The 20,984-nt window shown below is 44.8% G+C and carries 19 protein-coding genes and 1 riboswitch; of the genes, 8 read left to right on the top strand and 11 right to left on the bottom strand.

Annotation, left to right across the window (positions count from 1 at the left end; genetic code table 11):
• Positions 1 to 101: 101 nt before the first annotated feature.
• A complete protein-coding gene (locus tag OH456_RS09490; RefSeq protein WP_006074623.1) occupies positions 102 to 950 on the bottom strand; it encodes a pirin family protein in 849 nt (282 codons plus the stop codon).
• A 260-nt stretch (positions 951 to 1,210) separates the two neighbouring features.
• On the opposite strand from OH456_RS09490, the gene OH456_RS09485 reads away from it, so the two are divergent.
• From OH456_RS09485 to mepA, 5 genes are all read left to right on the top strand, one after another.
• A complete protein-coding gene (locus OH456_RS09485; protein WP_270033341.1) occupies positions 1,211 to 2,110 on the top strand; it encodes an ROK family protein in 900 nt (299 codons plus the stop codon).
• Positions 2,111 to 2,131: 21 nt separating this feature from the next.
• Entirely contained in the window at positions 2,132 to 3,034 is a 903-nt protein-coding gene (locus OH456_RS09480) for an ROK family protein (RefSeq protein WP_270033340.1), read from the top strand.
• A gap of 4 nt (positions 3,035 to 3,038) precedes the next feature.
• A complete protein-coding gene (locus OH456_RS09475) occupies positions 3,039 to 4,436 on the top strand; it encodes a glycoside hydrolase family 1 protein (protein ID WP_270033339.1) in 1,398 nt (465 codons plus the stop codon).
• A 92-nt stretch (positions 4,437 to 4,528) separates the two neighbouring features.
• A riboswitch (purine riboswitch) is annotated at positions 4,529 to 4,628 on the top strand.
• A 94-nt stretch (positions 4,629 to 4,722) separates the two neighbouring features.
• On the top strand, positions 4,723 to 5,730 hold the full coding sequence (locus OH456_RS09470) for an adenosine deaminase (RefSeq protein WP_270033338.1): 1,008 nt from the start codon (positions 4,723 to 4,725) through the stop codon (positions 5,728 to 5,730).
• A 360-nt stretch (positions 5,731 to 6,090) separates the two neighbouring features.
• Positions 6,091 to 6,927, top strand: coding sequence for a penicillin-insensitive murein endopeptidase (mepA, locus tag OH456_RS09465; RefSeq protein ID WP_270033528.1), 837 nt, complete (start codon positions 6,091 to 6,093; stop codon positions 6,925 to 6,927).
• 111 nt (positions 6,928 to 7,038) lie between these two features.
• Here mepA and OH456_RS09460 read toward each other — a convergent pair whose 3' ends face one another.
• Complete coding sequence (locus OH456_RS09460; protein ID WP_124941341.1) at positions 7,039 to 7,380, bottom strand: helix-turn-helix domain-containing protein; 342 nt, start codon at positions 7,378 to 7,380, stop codon at positions 7,039 to 7,041.
• 468 nt (positions 7,381 to 7,848) lie between these two features.
• Between OH456_RS09460 and OH456_RS09455 the strand changes: the two genes are divergently transcribed.
• Positions 7,849 to 8,916 (top strand): GGDEF domain-containing protein, encoded by a 1,068-nt coding sequence (locus OH456_RS09455; protein ID WP_242456592.1) that lies wholly within the window; start codon positions 7,849 to 7,851, stop codon positions 8,914 to 8,916.
• Positions 8,917 to 8,970: 54 nt separating this feature from the next.
• Here the strand turns inward: OH456_RS09455 and OH456_RS09450 are convergent, their stop codons facing one another.
• From OH456_RS09450 to OH456_RS09430, 5 genes are all read right to left on the bottom strand, one after another.
• Entirely contained in the window at positions 8,971 to 11,757 is a 2,787-nt protein-coding gene (locus OH456_RS09450) for an FAD-binding and (Fe-S)-binding domain-containing protein (RefSeq protein WP_443088635.1), read from the bottom strand.
• A gap of 104 nt (positions 11,758 to 11,861) precedes the next feature.
• Complete coding sequence (locus OH456_RS09445; RefSeq protein ID WP_038227161.1) at positions 11,862 to 12,527, bottom strand: LutC/YkgG family protein; 666 nt, start codon at positions 12,525 to 12,527, stop codon at positions 11,862 to 11,864.
• A 14-nt stretch (positions 12,528 to 12,541) separates the two neighbouring features.
• Positions 12,542 to 13,975, bottom strand: coding sequence for a LutB/LldF family L-lactate oxidation iron-sulfur protein (locus tag OH456_RS09440; RefSeq protein ID WP_270033336.1), 1,434 nt, complete (start codon positions 13,973 to 13,975; stop codon positions 12,542 to 12,544).
• Entirely contained in the window at positions 13,975 to 14,730 is a 756-nt protein-coding gene (locus OH456_RS09435) for a (Fe-S)-binding protein (protein ID WP_270033335.1), read from the bottom strand. The genes OH456_RS09440 and OH456_RS09435 overlap by 1 nt, the downstream gene beginning before the upstream one ends.
• A 152-nt stretch (positions 14,731 to 14,882) precedes the next feature.
• Positions 14,883 to 16,574, bottom strand: coding sequence for an L-lactate permease (locus tag OH456_RS09430; RefSeq protein WP_270033334.1), 1,692 nt, complete (start codon positions 16,572 to 16,574; stop codon positions 14,883 to 14,885).
• Between the two features lie 168 nt (positions 16,575 to 16,742).
• On the opposite strand from OH456_RS09430, the gene OH456_RS09425 reads away from it, so the two are divergent.
• On the top strand, positions 16,743 to 17,642 hold the full coding sequence (locus tag OH456_RS09425) for a LysR family transcriptional regulator (protein WP_006074638.1): 900 nt from the start codon (positions 16,743 to 16,745) through the stop codon (positions 17,640 to 17,642).
• A 35-nt stretch (positions 17,643 to 17,677) separates the two neighbouring features.
• On the opposite strand, the gene OH456_RS09420 is transcribed toward OH456_RS09425, so the two are convergent.
• From OH456_RS09420 to OH456_RS09410, 3 genes are all read right to left on the bottom strand, one after another.
• Positions 17,678 to 19,282: an SgrR family transcriptional regulator gene (locus tag OH456_RS09420; protein ID WP_270033333.1), complete on the bottom strand. Its 1,605-nt coding sequence runs from the start codon at positions 19,280 to 19,282 to the stop codon at positions 17,678 to 17,680.
• A gap of 7 nt (positions 19,283 to 19,289) precedes the next feature.
• Positions 19,290 to 19,502, bottom strand: a complete 213-nt coding sequence (locus tag OH456_RS09415) for a hypothetical protein (RefSeq protein WP_006074640.1) — start codon at positions 19,500 to 19,502, stop codon at positions 19,290 to 19,292.
• Between the two features lie 114 nt (positions 19,503 to 19,616).
• Positions 19,617 to 20,219, bottom strand: a complete 603-nt coding sequence (locus OH456_RS09410) for a hypothetical protein (RefSeq protein WP_270033332.1) — start codon at positions 20,217 to 20,219, stop codon at positions 19,617 to 19,619.
• 44 nt (positions 20,220 to 20,263) lie between these two features.
• Between OH456_RS09410 and OH456_RS09405 the strand changes: the two genes are divergently transcribed.
• Complete coding sequence (locus tag OH456_RS09405; protein ID WP_124941334.1) at positions 20,264 to 20,554, top strand: YnjH family protein; 291 nt, start codon at positions 20,264 to 20,266, stop codon at positions 20,552 to 20,554.
• Between the two features lie 28 nt (positions 20,555 to 20,582).
• Here OH456_RS09405 and OH456_RS09400 read toward each other — a convergent pair whose 3' ends face one another.
• Positions 20,583 to 20,882 carry a YfcZ/YiiS family protein gene (locus OH456_RS09400; protein ID WP_006074643.1) on the bottom strand — a complete coding sequence of 100 codons (300 nt, stop codon included), beginning with the start codon at positions 20,880 to 20,882 and terminating at the stop codon, positions 20,583 to 20,585.
• Positions 20,883 to 20,984: the final 102 nt, after the last annotated feature.

The following is a 20,984-nucleotide window of genomic DNA, read 5'->3' as shown; positions in this document are numbered from 1 at the left end:
TTAAAATGCGTCAGAAAAAAGAACGCATCGACGATCTCGTCGATGCGTGACACACAGGCAGTGGATTGGGGTGTCAAATTAAAATCTTCAACTCGGATTGGTTAGTAAGTATCGAATACGCCTGAATTATAATCATTAATCGCCTGTTGAATCTCTTGCATGCTATTCATGACAAAAGGTCCGTAGTGAACGACGGGTTCATTTATTGGCTCACCAACAAAGACTAATACCCCGGACTCGGAACTCGCTGTCATCTCCATTGCTTCTCCTTTTGAAACTAGTGCAAGTTCGCCTTCTTTCAAACTTTTATCCGCAACACTCACAGCTCCTTTGTAAACGTAAAGCATCATATTGTGTTCTGAAGGGACGTTTAGTCTTACCGAATCTCCTCGATTGCTGCGCCAGTCCGCCACTGTTGCAGGGACTCCAGTTTTCGTCAGTGGCCCAGCGAGTAGGGAGCCATTTACCCTGATTTCACCGGAGAGTAGACGAATTAAGCCACTCCCTTGTTGTTCATATTCAGTAATGGTCTCTGGTTGAAAGTCATGGTATTGCGCCGGTGTCATTTTATTTTTGGCTGGCTGATTGATCCAAATTTGAAATCCGTGTAGGTCACCTTCCTCCATGATTGGCATTTCACTATGGATAACACCTCGACCTGCTGCCATCCATTGTGCTCCGCCTGAGCGTAATTCGCCTACGTTGCCCATGTGATCTTTATGCTGAAAGTGACCTTTCATCATATAGGTTAGCGTTTCTATACCTCTATGTGGATGCGGAGGAAAGCCGCCCACATAGTCTTTTTTGTCATCGGACTTAAGCTCATCGATCATTAAAAACGGTGAAAATGCCGCATTATCGAAGCCGTGTACTCGGCGAATTTTTACACCATCACCATCTGATGTGGCATGAGATGGAATGACTTGTTCAATTGTTCTAACCAGTGTCATCGCTGACCTCCTTTGTTGATATCAACTATAGGCGGGTAATGAAACAATCTAGAGGGGGAAAAAATGAAAGAGTCGTTCAATAACTTCGAATGAGTATGTCTTGGTAATATCTATATAGTTTTAAAAATGAAAAGTATATAGTTTTTGTGACGACGCCGAGGTTTTAACAGACACGTGCTTTAGATCCGCAATGAAATTTGATTAAGTAAAGTAAATCGCTGGGTTTAATTCGGCGCAATCTACTTTAGAGAGAATCCATCATGATCGTAGGACTGGACATTGGCGGCACTAAAATTGAAGGTGTTGCACTCGATTCTGCTAGTTATCAAACCATTGTGAAGCATCGTGAACCGACAGAGACTGGTTCGTATGAAGGCTTTCTCGCTTCCGTGATGTCAGTAATTAACACAGTATCAGAGAAGGGTGAAATAGAATCTATTGGTATTGGATGTTGTGGCTCAGTCGGTAATGACGGGCTAATGCAAGGCGCGAATGTCACTGTGCTAAACGGCCATGACTTTATCGGTGACATTCAAAGACAAATCGATGTACCAGTTGCCATTGCTAATGACGCTGACTGTTTGGCGCTATCGGAGTTTAAGGATGGGGCTGCCAAGGAGGCCAAGCACTCTTGTGTTGCCGTAATCATAGGTACTGGCTGCGGTTCAGGCGTTATTATCAATAACGGCATTGTCACGGGGCTAAATCGATTAGGTGGCGAAATCGGCCATAATCCACTGCCTAACTACAGTCCAGAAATTGATGGTCAACCGGTTAAATGTTATTGCGGGTCGATGAACTGTGCTGAGTCGTTTGTTTCCGGTACTGGGTTTGGTCGCACCTTCTCAGAAAAGTATTCGCCAGCAGATTCGAAGCAAATCATGGCGTTACATGCATCGGGTGATAGCAGAGCCATTGCGCACTTGGAGCTCTACTGTGACCAGTTAGCAAGGACACTCGCTAACGTGGTGAATTTTGTTGATCCCGAGGTAATAGTACTAGGCGGTGGAATGTCTAATGTCGATGAAATCTATCCTCTGGTCCAAGATAAGCTATCTCAGTATACGTTTACTAAATCGGTAAAAACCAAGGTAGTGAAGAGTGTTCATGGTGACTCTTCCGGTGTACGCGGCGCTGCGTTCTTACACTCTTTATCATAGTCTGACAGGAAAAATACGTCGATGACTGAACGTTACTATCTGGTCTTAGATTTTGGAGGCACATCGGTAAAGTGTGCGGTAATGAATCAGGAAGCAAAGATTTTCGAAAGCTTCTCTTTGCCAAGCCAAGTAGCGTCTTATAACGCTTGGTTAGACTCTTTAGCTCCGAAGTTGGAACAGCTGAAACACGATTACGCGATAGCAGGTATAGCTGTTAGCACTTGTGGCGCTGTGAACGTTGAAACGGGTGTGATCGAAGGCTCAAGTGCACTCGATTACATCCATGGTTTTGATGTTAAGTCGCTATACCAAGAACGCTTTGGACTACCGACAGAGCTTGAGAATGATGGTTGTTGCGCTGCACTAGCAGAAGATTGGTTAGGCGCAGCCAGTGAGTCAAACGACTTTTGTTTATTGGTACTAGGCTCTGGTGTCGGCGGCGCCATTGTCAAATCAGGTCATATCCTAAAAGGACATCATCTTCATGGTGGAGAGTTCGGCTATAGCATTTTGCGTTTTGAACAAGGGAAACCATTAACATACTCTGATTTGGCCTCAACGCGGGGCATCATTGAACAAACCGCTCGCGCTAAAGAGATATCACCAAAAGAGTTAGATGGCCTTATAGTTTTTGAGCTTTACGAACAAGGTGATGAGGCAGTTATCGCTGCCGTTGAGCAATGGTATTTTGACTTGGCAACCGTACTTATCAATGTCCAATACTCAGTAGATCCGCAATACATCCTTTTAGGCGGTGCTATCAGTCGTAGTTCGGGTTTGATCGACAAGCTTAATCAAAAGCTGGATGCCATATTGGCGCAACACCCTATAGCGAAAGTCCGTCCAAATCCAAAATTGACCCAATTTGGCAACGATGCCAATTTGATTGGGGCATTGAAACATTTTTTGAATACACAAGGTTAGCAACATGACTAAGTACACTTTTCCACAGAACTTTATGTGGGGCGCAGCTGCGTCTGGCATTCAGACAGAAGGCTCTACCAATAAAGCAAACGACTCTATTTGGGATCTTTGGCACCAAAAGAGCCCTGAGCGTTTTTACCGTGGAATTAGCTCAGAGACTGTGACGGATACGTATCACAGATACCAAGAAGATGTTCAGAACATGAAGAAGGTTGGTTTTAACTCGTTCCGAACTTCTATTCAGTGGTCTCGACTGATCAAAGATTATGAAACGGGCGAAGTATGTCAGGACGCAGTGGCATTTTATAACAACTACTTAGATGAAATGATCGCTAATGGCATCGAGCCAATGATGAACCTATATCACTTCGATATGCCTGCTGAGCTGCAAGAGAAATTCGGTGGTTTTGAATCGAAAAAAGTGGTCGATATGTTTGCCGATTATGCCGAGACAGCGTTCAAACTGTTCGGTCATAAAGTGAAGTACTGGATCACGTTTAATGAGCCTATTGTTCCGGTAGAAGGCGGCTATCTGTATGACTTCCATTATCCATGTAAGAAAGATGGCAAGTTGGCGGTGCAAGTCGCGTTTAATATCATTCTTGCTCATGCAAAAGCAGTTCATCGCTTCAATGCGCTGGAACTTAAGAGCTCAAAGATTGGTATCGTGCTTAACCTGACGCCGTCCTATACGCGCAATGACAGCGAAGAAGACAAGAAAGCGGCATGGTATGCCGACCTACTGTTTAACCGCAGTTTCCTTGACCCTATGGTTAAAAATGAGATTCCGAAAGAGCTTTGTGAAGTTCTGGCGGAACAGGGCGTCACACCGAAAACGACGCCGGAAGAGATAGAACAGATCACGTCAGCAAAAGTTGAGTTCTTAGGTGTGAACTACTACGTTCCACGTCGCGTGAAAGCACGTGAAGCGAGCTATGACTTGGATTACTTTACGCCAGAAGTTTATTTTGAGAACTATGTGAATCCAGAAGGCCGATTCAATCCTTATCGTGATAATAACGAGATTTTACCAACTGCCGTTTATGATATTGCTAAAAATATTCAGGAAAACTACGGTAATATCCCATGGTATTTAGCTGAAATCGGTATTGCTATGGACGTCGAGTCAGAAGGTGAACCGGGTGAGGATGGACTGATTGACGATTCATTCCGCACAGGGTTGATGAAAGAGCACTTAGTTCAGCTGCACAGAGCAATCCAAGAAGGTTCAAACTGTTTTGGTGTTCATCAGTGGACATTCATCGATAACTGGTCTTGGTTAAACTCGTTTAAGCGTCGATATGGCTTCTATCGTTTGGATTTAGAAACGGGTGACCGAATTCCGAAAAAACACGGTTTGTGGTTCAAAGAACTGGCAACAACGGGCAGCTTTGAAGACTAAGCTCAATGGTAACAAGTTGATGAAAAACGGTGTCCAATGTGACACCGTTTTTGTTTGTCCGTCGCGACTATTGAACGTAAGTGACGGTCGTGTACAATACCAATCGTTTGCTTCGTATAACCCCAATGATATGGTTTGGGGGTCTCTACCAGCTCCCGCAAAGTGCTGATTACGAAGAGTCAAGATCACATTAGTGTCTTGCTCTTTGTATTGGCGTTCGAAAATTACCTCAAATTATTCCTATACTTAGAGTAAGTGCACCCACAACAATCATAATAGGTGGAATATGAACGCATTTATTCAAGATCTTCCCAAAGTAGAGTTGCACCTCCATATCGAAGGGTCATTAGAGCCAGAGCTTCTGTTTAAACTAGCACAACGAAATGGTATCTCACTTCCTTATGCCTCACCTGAAGCACTGCGCACGGCCTACGACTTTGAAGATTTGCAGTCGTTTCTCGATATCTATTATCAAGGTGCGAATGCTCTTATTAGCGAGCAAGATTTTTACGACTTAACATGGGCCTATTTGGAGCGCTGTAAAGCAGATAATGTTATTCATACCGAGATCTTCTTTGATCCTCAAACACATACAGAGAGAGGGATAGCCTTTGAGACGGTGATTAAAGGTATTCACCGTGCACTGCAAGACGGTGAAACGACACTGGGTATTACCTCACAAATCATTATGTGCTTTTTAAGGCATCTTTCTGAAGATTCTGCCATCGAGACGCTCAAACAAGCTTTGCCACACAAAGATCTGATTGTAGGGGTGGGGTTGGATTCTTCTGAGCAAGGCCATCCACCAGAGAAGTTCGCACGTGTGTTTAAAATGGCTAAAGAACATGGCTTTTTGACTGTTGCTCATGCTGGAGAAGAGGGGCCTGCTCAGAACATCGTTGATGCCATAGAGCTATTAGGCGTAAGCCGGGTTGACCATGGTGTTCGCTGTGTGGAAAGTGACGAACTCGTTGCGCGTCTTATTGAGACGAAAATGCCGTTAACCGTCTGCCCACTATCAAACATCAAGCTGTGTGTATTTGATGATATGTCGCAGCACAATATTGTGAGCCTACTTCGCAAAGGTGTCGCGGTTACTATTAACTCAGACGACCCAGCTTATTTTGGTGGTTATATGACAGACAATTTCAAAGCGGTAAGTGAAGCGCACGATATGACCTACCAAGAACTGGCGCAATTGACAATTAACGCCATTGACGCAAGTTTTATTGATGAGTCCATGAAGCGAGAGTATCGCAGCAGAGTTATTGATTATGTGGCGCGTTTTAGTTAAAGGGATTCATCGGTAGGAAGAGCAAAGTCGTCACTCCCGAAAAAGGTGGCAGCCTCAAAAAAGGAATGACGACTTATACAGTTACTCAATTGTCATTAGGGCAATTGAGTTCCTTATTTTTAGCGCGTTACTCTTTTGGCTTCAATAATAACCAGCACAATAAAGCTGTTTTTCTTTACATTTGTGAAACATTTCAACTTCTGTATATCAAATTCGCTCCACTACTCGGATTGAGATCACGAGCCAACTCTTTTCTCTCATTTACTTTATTCTCGAATGTGAGCAGGCAATCGTATCGGGTTCACACTATGCTTTTAGTGGTCTGTTCTAGTTTCATATGGAATGCAGGGGAACATGATGATGAAATATGGACTGTTGCTGTCGATACTAATACCAATCAGCAGTTATGCGCTTGACCGTTCTTGGGATGAAATTACGGTTCCTAGTAAAGGCGCTTCCTCATCAATTGGCAGCTACGCCAACGGATGTTTAGCTGGGGGAGAAGAGCTCTCTCTAGATGGCACTGGATATCAGGTCATTCGTGCTCAGCGTAACCGTTATTACGGGCATCAAGATATGATCCGCTACCTAACCGATCTAGCTAGCAAGGTCGATCGGCTGGGCATGGGGCAACTTCTGGTGGGGGATATTGCCATGCCACGAGGGGGGCGATTCACATCAGGACATGCCAGTCATCAAACTGGGCTGGACGCCGATATCTGGTTACGACTACCTAATGAGCCACTTTCAAAGCAAGAATTGCAAGACCCAGAACCCTATCCGGTGGTCGACATCGACAAGTATCGTTTCAAAAAGGACAAATGGACCAGTAATCATTCATTACTGATTCAGGTTGCGGCGGTTGACGATCGTGTCGCGAGAATTTTCGTTCACCCTCTAATCAAAAAGCAGTTGTGCGAAGTGTCATGGAAAGAACGAGACTGGCTGCGAAAGGTACGGCCATGGTGGGGGCACTATTACCATTTTCACGTAAGGTTGCATTGTCCAGAAGGGGATGAGCAATGCGTAGCGCAAAATGCGCCTCCACCCGGAGATGGCTGTGGTGCGGAGCTAGCTTCTTGGAAACCGTATATTCCCGCGAAAAAAGCTTCGAAGCCCGAGAAAGTAGTAGTGAAGAAAAAGAAAACACCTCGACCCAAATACAACGAATGTGTAGCGCTGCTTAGTGAGCCATAATGCAAATTCAGGTTTCTAACTAAGCAGGTTGAAGGGGAGTGATCCCCTTCGGTGCTTGTTCCAGCCAGAAGACGGCTGGACATTAGTGTAGTGGAAACACTGAAATAACAGTTAGATACGGTACTCTATCGTTACTTGATTTCCATCGACACGAATGTTAGTGATGTCGCCATCTACTGTGAGGCGCGTATTATAAAGGCGATCAGTGCTAGACACTGCCTCAACTGAGCCGCGAAGAGATGGCAAGTGGTAAGTTGGATCAATGTGCAGTAGCTTACAAAATCGGTCTATAAAAGTGGTATCTAGTGGCACATTTCCGTTAAGGCGGTTGGATAGTTCAAGTTGACTCAAATTCAAACGTTTAGCCACTTCCATTTGCGTGATATGCATCTTTGCCTTTTGAGACATCCAGACCCGATAAAGTGCTTCGGTATCCTGTTGTGTAAAGTTCATTATTTGTTTAACCCCTGCAATATCGAGAAGGTAGGTTCCCTCTTCATTTAATCGCCGCCTATTCAACCCTAGATGCCTAAAACGGTTGTCAATAACGTGCAAGCCAAGTAAATACTGCGTGCGAATAGTGAAAGGATTCTGCAATTTCGGCTGAAAGTGGATACCGTGTCGAAAGTCGAAGCGATAACTTGATCAATCTAATGACATCTTTATTAGTGAGGTGGATCTCATTTCCTATGAGTCACAGACAAAACCGGCCTATTTATTCTAGTATCCCTGAGTATATTCAATTTGTTTGATGAATGAATTGTTGTTAATTGATAAGGAATAGTACTTCGGGCGGTGGTTATGGATGCGTTTTCTCTCGATATGAGGACGCTTAATTTTATCATTATACTTTTTAGTTGCGTCTACTGTATCGGGCTTCTGCTCTATCAACGTTCTCAGCAAAAGGTTGCGGGTTTGACTATGTTTTCATTGGCTTTGTTGGTAATGGGAACGGGACCGCTTTTGATAAGCTTTCGCGGGCTTTTGCCCGAGTTTCTCACGGTCATTACGGCTAACATGCTGATTGCCTGTGCATTTCAAATGATACTGCATAGCCTATGTGAGTTTAGGCAATCCAAGCTGCAATACTCTTATTGGTGTATGACGACGATTCCCTTAGTGTTTTTGTCTTTTGTTTATTTTACCTATTACCAAGCATCTATTGAGAACCGAATTGTGGCTATAACGAGCTATTTAGCTTTAGTTACTCTGGTGTCGGCGAGAGTTATGTCAGTCGGAAAGCAACAAGACTTACCTCTTGCAGTAAGAACCATGGTGTTGACGTTTGTGCTGTATGGCAGCTTCATGGTTTATCGAAGTTACTACGCCATTTCGGGGGAGGCAATCGTGCAGTTTATGGACGCTGGGTTTGTACACTCGATGGCTTTCTTACTTAGCATTTTTCTCATCGTTTCTATTAGCTTCAGTATGTTGTGGATGATCAATGGCAGACAAGTGAAAGCTATTAACGCGCTTTCTTATTTTGACCCCTTAACTCAGCTCGGTAATAGACGAGCTCTTGAAGTTTACATTGAAGAAGATTTACCAAAGCAGCTTGCTCGAGGAACCAATGTGAGTGTCATTATGCTCGATATTGATTTCTTCAAGATGATCAATGACAGATACGGACATATCGCTGGAGACAAAGTAATTCGCAAAGTATCAGATATCATTCAAGATTCGTTAAATGGTGGCAATACGACGTTTCGATTTGGTGGGGATGAAATTATGGTGGTGCTTTACGACATGGATTTGCATCAAGCTCGAGCATTAGCTGAACAACTACGCCTTCGAGTCGAAAAGTACGGCAACATTAAGGGTGAAGAATTTTCTATTAGTTGCAGTTTTGGTGTTGCTCAGCTTGTCGATGATGAATCATGGGATTCATTGGTTGGGCGAGCGGATAAAGCGCTTTATGAAGCTAAAGAGTCAGGGCGAAACAAGGTGTGCTCATGCACTTTGACGTCTTTGGACATGCGCTATGCGTAGTTGGCATGTGGGATATAATTAAAGAAACGCCCCTCATTAGTGAGGGGCGTTTTGCTATTTAGTTTGGGCAACTTCATCCACTAAATAGAGGATGGATTGGTAAGGAATACCGCTGTGATGAGACAGGCCTATTTCACAAGTAATACTGTTGCTAAAGCCTCGTGTGCATCCACTTGGAACTTGCTGCTTAAGCGGAGCAACCGCTGCTTCATTAAGCTCTGGAGTGGTAAACCCTTTGTCTCCTGCCCAGCCACAACATTGAATGTGTTCGGGTAACACCACATCGCTGGCGCAAGCCTTAGCGAGATTTAACATTGATTGCTCTAAACCCATACGTCTAGAACTGCAGGTCACATGAAGCATCACAGTTTCGTCTATCGGTGCCAATGCCAAAGTATCTAACAAGTAATCGTGGGTAAACTTGACTGGCTCAACAATGGTCATGGGTTTGGTGAATTGCTCAATACTACGTTTTGCGCATGGGCTGGTGTCCATGAGGATAGGGTATGTACCGTTTTCGCTGGCTTCCCATAACGCATCTTCAAGTTGAAGACTCTTTTGTTTTGCTATATCCACCATGCCTTTACTGTCGTAGGGCATACCGCAACATTGGTCACTCAGTTTTTTAGGCGTAACCAATTCAAATCCAGCTTTTGAAATAAGTGACAATGTCACTTCTTCTAGGGGGCGTTGATCCCTTGCTGCGGGTTGAGTTTGCATATTGCGACTTGCACACGATGGGAGATACACGACTTTCTTTATCGTTGAGTTTGCAGCTGGCTTGTCATCGAGCGCTTTTTCAATATCGAAGTTACTTCCGTTTGGTGTCTCTGCGAGCCATGCAGGTGTGGCGTCTTTAGTGATTGAGCGCATTCCTTTGGCGATATTCGCCACTCGTTGCGCCCCAAGGAGATTAGAGGCTACGTGACCGCTCTTGAGGCCAAACCTTGCGATAGTGGTTGTCGCACTAAAATGATCAGCTGTCCATTTTGCAATGGGTCGAAACTTCTCATACTTAGGAGCTCGCAGCTTCTTCACCAATTCCCCTGTATTGATACCGACGGGACAACGATCAGCACATAAACCAGTTGCTGCACAGGTATCCAAGCCTTGATACTCAAATACCTTTTCTAGCTCGCTAGCTTGAGTTGATTCGCCATTGGCTCGGCGACGTTGCAGCTCCCGGAATAGAACAATACGTTGTCTAGGAGAAAGGGTGAGGGTACGTGATGGGCATACGGGTTCGCAGAAGCCACACTCGATGCAACGATCAACAATATCGTCGGCCGCGGGCATAGGTTTGAGGTTTTCGATGTGCGAATGTGGGTTGTCATTGATGATGACGCCCGGATTCAATAACCCTTGAGGATCGAACAAGGTCTTGATGCGTTGCATTAAGGCATAGCCTTCTTCTCCCCATTCAAGCTCGACGTAAGGCGCCATGTTTCGCCCTGTACCGTGCTCGGCTTTTAATGAACCTTGATACTTTACTGCGACTAAATCAGCCACATCATCCATAAAGCCACCGTAGCGTTCGATTTCCGATTGACTATCGAAACCTTGAGTGAAGACAAAGTGCAAGTTGCCTTCAAGCGCATGGCCAAAGATGATGGCTTCATCGTACTGATATTTGTCAAACAGTTGCTGTAGATCTCGAACTCCAGCGGCCAAATTTTCTACTGGGAATGCAACGTCCTCAATAATGACGGTGGTACCCACTTCACGCACAGCACCAACAGCAGGGAACATGCCTTTGCGAATACCCCAGAGCGTTGCGACAGTACTCGGGTCAAGGGTAAATGGCACCGACTCAATAATGGTGTAATCCGAAAGTGATGCCATCACGTTCGTAGTGTGAGCATCCAGTGTGGTTTTGTCTGAGGCGTGGACTTCGATAAGCAGAGCGGTTGCTTCTAGGTCGAGTTGCTGAATAAAGCTTGGCATACCCGGTTTGTCGGCTACTGAGCGCAGCGCTCGACCATCCATCATCTCCACGGCAGCGACTGGGGTACTCGATAGTGTTGTCACAGCTTGGCTTGCTTCTTCAATGTTAGAGAAGACCAGCAAAGTAGAGGCTTTGAACTCATGTTCTACAACCGTGTTGTAAGTAATTTCAGCAATGAAACCTAATGTACCTTCTGAACCAATCATAAGGTGCTCAAGGACTTCGATAGGATCAGAATAATCGACGAGTGCGTTTAAAGCGTATCCAGTGGTGTTTTTTAATCGATACTTGTGGGCAATTTTACTAGCCAGTTCGTTATTGGCTTGCGTTTCTTCGGCTAATGTTTTGAGTCCTTCAATCAAACTCGGGTTGGTCTGTTTAAAACTCTCAATACTTTGTTGACTCCCCGTATCCAAAATTGAGCCATCTGCGAACACTAATTTCATGCTTTCAACAGTACGATATGAGTTTTGTGCCGTACCACAACACATGCCGCTGGCATTATTAGCTGCAATTCCGCCGATTTTACACGTATTGATCGACGCTGGATCTGGCCCGATTTTTCGTTGGAAAGGCAGTAGATATTTATTCGCATCAGCGCCAATGACACCAGGTTGCAGTTTTATTTGTGCGCCATCATTGATAATGGTATGACCGCGCCAGTCGTCAGTAAGAGCAATCAATACGGAGTCTGATACCGCTTGCCCTGAAAGGCTAGTCCCTGCCGCACGAAACGTGAAAGGGACGTTGTGTTCTTTGCAGCATTGGATAGCGAACACCACCTCATCGAGATCTTTGAGTCTTAGAACGATCTGAGGAATGAGTCGATAGAAACTGGCATCGGTACCATAAGCCAGACGTTGTGCATCGTCTGTGATGATGCGTTCGCTATCAATTTTGGTGGCGAGTTGCTGTTTTACTACTGAGTAGCGTTGTTCTTTGCTATTGAGTTCTTGTTGTGTCTTAGCGTCTACATGGCTCATTCCAGTGTCCTTTATTCTTATTCGTCTTCCAGCAGTAACACGATCAGCTGGCTTGGTCCGTGTGCGCCATAGGCGAGCGTTTGTTGGATATCTGCAGTTTTCGAAGGGCCAGATATTAATAGCGCGTTTGTCGGCATGTAATGATTCCAGTTGTTCTCTTGCATCACCTGCAAGAAATGACCATACAATGCTGATTTCTTAACGACAGCAATGTGGCTCGGAGGCACTAGCGATAGTGTTCTAGGCTCATGCTCTGTAGGCCAAAGTATCAAAGCACCAGTATCAGCGATACCTCCAAGGGTGTGTGTGATACCTACATCAATATCGTTAAACAGTTCAGATTTCCATTGCTCAATTTCTTTATTGAATGTGGTAACGTTTCGTGTGCTGGTGGCGACTTCAAAATCGTTGATGTATTCACCAGCCGTGCCAATTGCGATGTTCTGAAATTGATATTGCTCCATAACGGATTGTAAAGTAGGGCTTAATTCCGCTCTTGTGGTGACTCGAACATCGGCGTGGTTTGCTGTCATCATGTCAAAGAAGCGTTGGGCTTTATCATCTGCCGTAATATCTGGGTGACTACCCCAAGGAAAAAACGCCATCTCTTCGGCTGTTTTGGGGGTTCGCTTTGCCTGTTTTAGGCGCCCAAGAATGTTATCTTTCGCAAGTCTTGTATTCATGCTCATTTCCTCTGTTACTTCTTAGGCTCGGTCTTATTTTTCTCAACCATAATTTGATGCAGTGTTCTCTTAGCTGGTTTAGGACTGGTTCGACATTGTGTCCAGGCACCCAGTTTATTTGGAATTAAGCTCTGCATTTTTGTCGCCATAAATGTCCCTGCATGGTAGAGATGGGATGAACTTGCGGCTAAAGCAAACCCTTTCATCGCCGCAGACTCCATTTTGCTGTGTGCTGCGTTCTGTCCGTTGAGTTCTAGGTTATCTTTACTCACTTTGTTCTTCGCTTCTTTACGCAGGCGCAACAGCATTTCTGGAATAGGGATGCGTACTGGACACACTTCACCACACGCACCACATAGACTTGAAGCCGTCACGAGATCTTTAGTTTTATCGATTCCCAATAGGTGAGGAGAAATGATCTTGCCAATTGGGCCAGGATAAACGGTGCCATAGGCGTGGCCACCAATCTTGGTATAAACAGGGCAGTGATTCATGCATGCTCCACAGCGAATACATTGCAACGTTTTGCGTAGCTCTTCGTCTTGGAAGGCTTGGCTACGGCCGTTGTCGAGCAGAATTAAGTGGACTTCCTGAGGTCCGTCTTTCTCTCCTGCTTTACGAGGAGAGCTGATCATATTGAAGTAGGTCGTAATTGCCTGCCCAGTGGCAGAACGAGTCAACGCGCTATACAAAGGCGGCACGTCTGCGAGGTATTCAACGACTTTTTCGATACCGGTAATCGCGATGTGGACGTTAGGTACTGTGGTAGACATCCTGCCATTGCCTTCATTTTCTACCAAACACAGCGTTCCCGTTTCAGCTACGGCAAAGTTCACGCCCGATAAGCCGATGTCGGCTTCAAAGAACTTTTGTCTCAAGCGAGTACGTCCGGTCTGAATCAAGCTATCAACGTCGGTGGTAGGACTAAATCCCTCAAGATTTGCTTCGAATGTGTCACTGACTTCTTGCTTATTCTTGTGGATAGCCGGCATGATGATGTGCGATGGTTTGTCACCATCAAGTTGCACTATGTACTCGCCCATGTCGCTTTCAAGACATTCGATACCCAGTTTTGCCATCTCATGGTTCATCTCAATCTCTTCACTGACCATAGACTTACCTTTGATGATGCTTTTGGCGTCATGCTCGGAAGCAATAGAGGCGATAATCGCATTAGCTTGCTCTGGATTTTCTGCCCAATGGACTTGGATACCGTTTCGATAACAGTTGAATTCCAGTTGTTCGAGCAGCTCCGGTAACTTACTAAGACAGCGCTGACGAATGGCTTCGGCCAGGTCGCGGGTCTGCTTCTCTTCATCCAAATCAGAGAAAGCTGTTTTACGTTTATCGCGCAGGTAGTCCATTGCGCCACGGAAATTAGCTCTAAGCTGCTTATCGGCTAGAGCATCTTTTGCTAGGGCGTGAAACTGTTCAGGAGTCTGGCTCATTAGGATTCTCCTTGGGTACGTTCTAGCAAAAATGAGGCTATATGGCGGCCTTTGATGGCTTTGCCTTGATATTCAAAAGCGCCGTTAATATTGAGTAAGCAACCCCAGTCAGCACTTACTAAAGTATCTGATGCTGTTGCTTCGATGTGTCGAGTTTTGTCTTCAACCATCGCTTGGGAAATATTTGGATGTCTGACCGAAAAGCTGCCACCAAAGCCGCAACACTCACTCTCGTAATCTTGCATTCTCAGTTCGACATTGGACAGTTGGCTGAGCAAGTCTGTGGCGGTAACGTGGACGTTCATTTCTCGCCTAGCAGCGCAAGAAGTATGCATGACAACACTCGTTGGTTGACCTTTATCATCTAGCCTCACACGGCAAACATTTACTAAGAATTCAGTGAGCTCATAGACACGGTCACAAAAGCTATCCACTTTGGCTTGGTTCTTATCGCCTTTGAATAATCGACGATAATGATGGTGCATCATTCCTCCACAGGAACCGGATAATACGATCACAGGAATTTCTTCTGTGAACAGGTCCATTTGGCTTTGCGCGACTTGCTTAGCTTCATTTTCATAACCTGAGGTATAAGCTGGCTGACCGCAGCACGTTTGTTTTTCAACAAACTCTACATCGATACCTTGTTGCTTCAGCAGTGTCATCGCATCAAGACCCGCTTCAGGGTCAAATACATCGACGAGGCAAGTGGCATAAAAATAAACTTTGCTCGGTTTTGAGGGATAGATTCGCATTGCTTTGCTCCAGCACCAGACCCATTTTTATGGGTTTATATTCTTATATAGACTAGATGTAACATTCTGAAAAATAAGCGCACTTACCTTCTTGAGATAATTCACAACTTCACTCAAAAAACGAGGTAAGTGCGTGGTTAATTGAACCTAAATCAGTTCATCAAGGCATCGGTGAAATGGAAGCCGTAAACCAGAGCCAATCCAATGAGACCGGTAACGACTAAGTAATAGAATGTGGGTATAACCGTCCTGCGCAACGTTAGGCCTTCACGTCCCAGTAGTCCTACGGTAGCAGAGGCAGCGACGACGTTATGAATAGCGATCATATTACCGGCTGCTGCTCCTACCGCTTGCAATGCAATCACAGCAGTGGTTGAAATAGTAAGAGTTTGTGCAACTTCGAACTGGAACTGGCTGAACATCATGTTAGACACCGTATTTGAGCCCGCAATGAATGCTCCTAAAGCACCGATTGTGGCACTTAGCGCAGGAAAAGCTTCACCAACCATGGCAGAGGCTAAATTAGCCGTGGTTACTGGCATGCTCGCTAGATCGGCACCGTTTACCCCAGAGTTAATGAAGATACGAACCATCGGGATGGTAAAGACAAGAACAAAGCCAGCTCCTATAAGCGTTTTGCTCGATTCACCAAAAGCGGCGACCAGTGGTTTCGCACTGCGTGATTGAATAATGACTGCCAACAAGGCAACGAACACTAGGATTCCGCCCGGCAAATATAGAGGCTGAATAGCGGTGCTAATACCAGTCTCTCCAAGAATATTGCTGAACGATAGACTCACACTGGTCAGGAAGCCTTTAAACTCAGAGCTGACTCGGCTAGCCACCAAGATGACGGCTAACAGCACATAAGGTAGCCAGGCGACGGCTATCGACATTGGCTTTCCGTTTGATTCGGAAAGATCCATTTTCAACGAACCTAGCCACTCAGTTGGCCATTTATCTTCGCTTTCAAAATCCCATTTTGATTTCGGTACTAGGAAGCCCTTTTTTGCCGCACTGACGACGATGGCTAGGCCGACAAGCCCGCCAATGAGTGATGGGAACTCAGGGCCGAGAAGAATGCCTGTAAGCGCATATGGAATAGTAAACGCAACACCAGAAAATAGTGCAAATGGCAGGATGTCTAGACCTTCTGTCCAGCTGCGATTCTTACCAAAGAAACGGGTTAACATCATTGCCATAAGCACTGGCATGAGGGTTCCAACACAGGCATGAATAATGGCAACGTTAGCCGTAATTTGCTGCAAATACATGTCCCATGAAGCGCCGTGAGAAACCAAAGACTCGGTGATATTGTGGGTATCTAGACCTTTGTTTACACCGACTATGATAGGGGTACCTACCGCGCCAAAAGAGACGGGTGTAGATTGAATCATCATACCCATTAATACCGCAGCTAGCGCAGGGAAGCCAATGGCGACAAGCAGCGGTGCTGCAATTGCTGCAGGGGTTCCAAACCCAGATGCGCCCTCAATGAAGGAGCCAAAACACCACGCGATGATGATAGCTTGCACTCGACGGTCGGGGGAAATGTCGGTGAAACCGTTACGAATTGTGGTGATGGCTCCTGTATGTTTGAGGGTGTTGAGCAAGAAAATTGCACCAAACACTATCCAGAGTACGGAGACGGTAATTCCAAAGCCTTGAAATACCGACGCGAGAACGCGAGTGACCGACATATCCCAAGCAAATAGGGCAATAATTACGGTAAGTCCAAATGCAACAGGCATAGCTTTTTTTGCGGGCCAATTGAGACCGACCAGTAAGATGGCCGCGACAACGATAGGCGAAAATGCCACGAGGGCTAATAGAGTTTCAGACATGGGTTACTTCCTTTTGTCTTAGCTCATCCACTCCAACTATGTGAATGGGCGAAGTTGTCTTTATTATTTTTGTAATAGGGTTGTTAAGGTTGGGTGAATTTATCCCTTTATTTTTTGTTGATATAGAGAAATAATGAAAATGATTATTTCCAAAATTGGCATAATGTGATGCGAGCAGATGACTTAATTCTGTTCTACCAGGTGGTAGAAACAGGTGCTTTTAGCCGAGTGGCAGAGCAAAATAACCTTACAAATTCAGTAGTTAGTAAAAGAATTGCGCGTTTAGAAGAAGAATTGGGTGTCCAATTATTATATCGAACAACGCGTAAATTAACGCTCACTGAGGCTGGTAAAGCACTTGTTCATGGTGCGAAAAATGTGAAGCAAGCCACCCAAGAGGCTATGGAATCAGTTTCAGGGTATGGTGAGAATATTAGTGGTCACATCAAAATGTCCGTGCCGTCTATCTCCGGTGATTTGATCTTAGCCGATGCTGTGGCCGAATTTTGTAACATGCACCCCGGTCTCACCGTTGATATGTCGTTAGATAATCGATTTGTAGACTTGGTGGACGGAGGGTTTGATCTTGTTATTCGTACAGGATATCTAGAGGACTCAAGCCTAATAGCGCGTCATATCTTGGATTCTCAATGGGTAGTTTGTGCTTCTCCTTCCTACATTGCGAAAAACAGCAAACCTCTCAAGCCTGAAGATCTTACGCAACACAATTGTTTGCAATACGCTTATCAGACCACCGGAGCTTCAGAGTGGGAGTTTAAGGCAAATAAAGGTAACTATATCGTGCGCGTTTCAGGCTCATTTTCTACAGATAATGCCACTGCACTGCGAAAGGCGGCGTTAGGTGGGCATGGTATCGCGTATGTCCCGCGCTGCTTGGTATACCATGACATACGCAATGGTCAGCTGGTGGATATTTTTCCTGACCAAGTGGGTAAGCGTTTGGGAATCTATGCCGTTTACCCTTTTACTCGACAACCGCCAAACAAAGTGAGGCTGTTGATAGAACATATCCGAACCCGTTATTTAGCGATATCTCACTACTTCTGATATCTCACTATTTCTGAGTAAGAGCGAGTATTGACTTAGTGAGAATGTATCATTCTCTGTTTGATCCACAGTTTGGAAAAGTCGCACCAGCCAATGGAGTTGATTTCCACGCCTCGAATACGAGAAGGGATACTCAAAGAAAGATCTTCTGACTTAATAATCGTCAGTACATGGTTTTTGTGTAACCAGGTAAGCAACGCGTCGAGAATCTGCTTTTGCTTTGATGTGTCTGCCTCCGAGCGTGCGGCCGATAGAGTGTGCTTCAAGTGGTCTTGTTGTTTCCAGGTTAGGTTTGTTTGCCAATATGGATAGAGCATAAAAAAAGCGATTAGACTTGTGGTTCTATCTCCTTCTAAGCGAATGCCACCAATGGCTAGGTCTTGTTTAGGTGCTGGATGACCATAGACGACTTGCGTACCGTTTGCCGTAACGTCTTGCTGTTTGAGAGCACTAATGAGTTTGCGTGAAAACCAACGGTTTTCGTTGTTGTTTTCAAAACAAAAGTCGACATGTGTATCACAGGGGATCGGTGAGTCTAGTCGACCGTTAAATAACCTCTCCAAACTGTGTTGAAACGACGAATTCTGTAGGGCTTTATTATTGATGAGCAGGAAAAAGTAGCCAATATCGGATGTTGACGCCGTGTATTGAACTTGCTCATCACTAAGGAAGAAGAAATTTTCAGCGCATTTCTTATCTTCTGCCCACTCCTTGTGAATCCAAAGTTCGATATGTTCGACCAGAGCCGATTGACCACAAAAGTTCGGATTGCGTTTCAAGCGAAGCAGTTTTTCGGAACTCACACCCACCATAAATGGGCCTGAGCCTATCGGTTTGAAATGACTCTCGGCACGATAGATAAAATGCTTAGGCATAATGGATGCCTCGGCTCTGCTCAGCAGCTTAGGTAGATGAGGGTCAGGGTACTTAAGTGTTATCTGGATTTGGTTAGCAGTATGACTAGTAATATCAGCGATATGATCGTATAGCGCACACCAGTAAGGTGAGAGAGTTAGTGACTTTAGGCTCTCTACTACGTCATTGGTGGTGACTGGAGACTGATCGTGAAAGACGACGCCACTACGCAGATAAAAGACCCAGCTAATTTTCTCATCATCGCTTTCCCATGCATGGGCGAGGTTACCACTGAATTCAGTCCCTTTAACATTGACTAGGGTCTGGAAAACCTCGTGAATGAGGTGGCGTTCAGTACGCTCCATAGTGTGATGAGGGTGGAGCCAACTGAGTCTGCGATGAAATGGAGCAAAAATGGTATCTTCACTGGCTGTTGTTGCATGCGTCAGGTAATGTTTTAGGCCACTAGCGACATTACGATTGTTAAAGCCAATCAGTTTATGCGCCAAATCGTAGTTGCCTTCTACAGTAGCCTGTTCAACCTCTTTGTAGCAGGCCTCAATAGGTTCTTGTAGGCAGACGAGTTTGCCCTTCATTCCTCTGCCACGGAGAGGAGTCCAGGATAACCATTGCTTAGTTTCCATTTGATTAAGTAACGTTCGCGCATGTCGCTCGCTGCATTGAAAATGTTCTGCAATCGAGCCGATAGTAATACGGTGATCTCCCGGCCCTAATTGCTTAAAAAGGTTTTCGTAGAGCTCAAGTTTACGCCTGTCTGCTGCCATTGAATATTTAATCTCGTTGTTCCGGTTTTTCTGTGATGGAGTCTTTATGTTGCTCTGAATATGTGGATATCCCCCAAAATGCATCAGTACCAAACAGCTCATTAAGTCGCTCGGCACGCTCTGCTGGAGAGACGTAAAACAGCTTTCCAAGTAAGCTATTGTTGTCCTCATATTTATAGGTGGCTTGAAAGTAATTAGCAACGAAATTGAAAAATGTCATAGTGTAAAGCCTCTGTCGTTTCGGTAGTAAAAGCTTACACTTGGTAGAATTTGAAAAACCGGAACAGATTTTTACACTGTTCCGGTTTTATAAATGAGTGGTTAAGTTAATGCATTAACGAGCGACGGCACCACCTAAGGTTAAGTCGTCTGGCCATTGAGTAATGGTGTTACCGCCTAGATAGATATTTCCTTTGACCGTGAGTTTTTTGGGAAAAGTGGTTATTTGTGAACCACCCAGATAAAGGTTGCCTTCTATGACCAAACCATTGGGCAGTTCAGTTAATTTAGTGCGAATGACACTTAGGTCGCCTTTGACATACATACCATTTGGTAGTTTGGTTACCGGCGTATCCGTGAGGTTGATATAGCCACCGGGAACAACACCAGCTGGCCACGCTTTTAATTGGCTTCCGAGAAAGTTAGCGTATCCTGTGATTTTGGTTCCTCTTGGCATGAATTCCACTAAACTATCTGAGGCATCTAAGCTACCTTTGATTTCAAGATTATTAGGTAGCATTTTAATAGGTGTCTTTGCGATATTGAGGTTGCCTTTTACGATTAATCCCTCAGGGAGTGTCGTATACGGCTTATTTCTCAGGTCAAGGTTGCCATAATTATCAAGATGGTTAAGTAGCTTATAATGATCGAGGTCTTGCGCCACTGAGTATGTGGTGAACAAAAGGGCTGCAACTATTGCAGCAAAAAAACGAATCATAATAACGAGATACCATACAATCAGAGCGACGTAGGTAGTTTGCAATGGAAATTAAGAGAAAACAATGGAAATCACTGGGCCTTGTGACGGCGATAATGTGTGCTTTCGCCTCGCCCTTATCGGCTAAAACCATCACCACGCCTGGGGCAGATGTTGGAGCTGCGGTATTGTTATCGGATTCCAAGCTCGGTAAGCGAGTCTGTTATTACAACGACAAAGCGTACTCATTAGGATCGGTGATTAATGTCGAAGGTGTAGTATTGCAATGTGTGGCGGAGCAGGACTTTGAAATGAATGGTCAACTTAAGTGGAAGCAATTAAAAAGCGAGCAATAATGCTCGCTTGATGTTACGTAAGCTCTAGTTATCTTGCCAGAGAACGTGTTTTCAGTTCGAAGATCAGTTTTTCAGCACTGACTTCAAACTTGAATCGAGCAGTGAGCTCTTTTGAGCTTTCTTCAAGTGGTGAAACTTCAAACTCAACGTTCTTACAGACAGCCTGAGCAAGTTCAACATACTTTTGAAGTTCAACTTCTAACTGTGCTTTTGAATCACTGAATAGCTGTACCTCGGCGACGTCGTCGCCTTCTTTGATGATAAAGCCCATTTCACCAGCTACACCACATGCATCGCATACGGTTGGCTCTTCATATGTATTTGACATAACGATACCTCTTACAAAATCTGTGTTTATTCTATATCTGTGGAAATAAGGTATCCAGTAATAAATACATGCTCAAAGGATTAGGTCATTGCGTTAAGATAT

This window comes from Vibrio sp. La 4.2.2 (assembly GCF_027586995.1).
In the GTDB taxonomy this organism is placed as follows: Bacteria; Pseudomonadota; Gammaproteobacteria; order Enterobacterales; family Vibrionaceae; genus Vibrio; species Vibrio mediterranei.
Note: the sequence above shows the minus strand (reverse complement) of the source record. Positions and strands in the feature narration are given on the sequence as shown.

Excerpts from the sequence above, each read along its gene's own strand:
- OH456_RS09400 (WP_006074643.1), bottom strand. The coding sequence starts at position 20,882 with ATGTCAAATACATATGAAGAGCCAACCGTATGCGATGCATGTGGTGTA.
- OH456_RS09420 (WP_270033333.1), bottom strand. The coding sequence starts at position 19,282 with ATGGCAGCAGACAGGCGTAAACTTGAGCTCTACGAAAACCTTTTTAAG.
- OH456_RS09480 (WP_270033340.1), top strand. The coding sequence starts at position 2,132 with ATGACTGAACGTTACTATCTGGTCTTAGATTTTGGAGGCACATCGGTA.
- OH456_RS09455 (WP_242456592.1), top strand. The coding sequence starts at position 7,849 with ATGTTTTCATTGGCTTTGTTGGTAATGGGAACGGGACCGCTTTTGATA.
- OH456_RS09430 (WP_270033334.1), bottom strand. The coding sequence starts at position 16,574 with ATGTCTGAAACTCTATTAGCCCTCGTGGCATTTTCGCCTATCGTTGTC.
- OH456_RS09415 (WP_006074640.1), bottom strand. The coding sequence starts at position 19,502 with ATGACATTTTTCAATTTCGTTGCTAATTACTTTCAAGCCACCTATAAA.
- OH456_RS09405 (WP_124941334.1), top strand. The coding sequence starts at position 20,264 with ATGGAAATTAAGAGAAAACAATGGAAATCACTGGGCCTTGTGACGGCG.
- OH456_RS09445 (WP_038227161.1), bottom strand. The coding sequence starts at position 12,527 with ATGAATACAAGACTTGCGAAAGATAACATTCTTGGGCGCCTAAAACAG.
- OH456_RS09460 (WP_124941341.1), bottom strand. The coding sequence starts at position 7,380 with ATGAACTTTACACAACAGGATACCGAAGCACTTTATCGGGTCTGGATG.
- OH456_RS09440 (WP_270033336.1), bottom strand. The coding sequence starts at position 13,975 with ATGAGCCAGACTCCTGAACAGTTTCACGCCCTAGCAAAAGATGCTCTA.
- OH456_RS09435 (WP_270033335.1), bottom strand. The coding sequence starts at position 14,730 with ATGCGAATCTATCCCTCAAAACCGAGCAAAGTTTATTTTTATGCCACT.
- mepA (WP_270033528.1), top strand. The coding sequence starts at position 6,091 with ATGAAATATGGACTGTTGCTGTCGATACTAATACCAATCAGCAGTTAT.
- OH456_RS09425 (WP_006074638.1), top strand. The coding sequence starts at position 16,743 with ATGCGAGCAGATGACTTAATTCTGTTCTACCAGGTGGTAGAAACAGGT.
- OH456_RS09485 (WP_270033341.1), top strand. The coding sequence starts at position 1,211 with ATGATCGTAGGACTGGACATTGGCGGCACTAAAATTGAAGGTGTTGCA.
- OH456_RS09410 (WP_270033332.1), bottom strand. The coding sequence starts at position 20,219 with ATGATTCGTTTTTTTGCTGCAATAGTTGCAGCCCTTTTGTTCACCACA.
- OH456_RS09475 (WP_270033339.1), top strand. The coding sequence starts at position 3,039 with ATGACTAAGTACACTTTTCCACAGAACTTTATGTGGGGCGCAGCTGCG.
- OH456_RS09490 (WP_006074623.1), bottom strand. The coding sequence starts at position 950 with ATGACACTGGTTAGAACAATTGAACAAGTCATTCCATCTCATGCCACA.
- OH456_RS09470 (WP_270033338.1), top strand. The coding sequence starts at position 4,723 with ATGAACGCATTTATTCAAGATCTTCCCAAAGTAGAGTTGCACCTCCAT.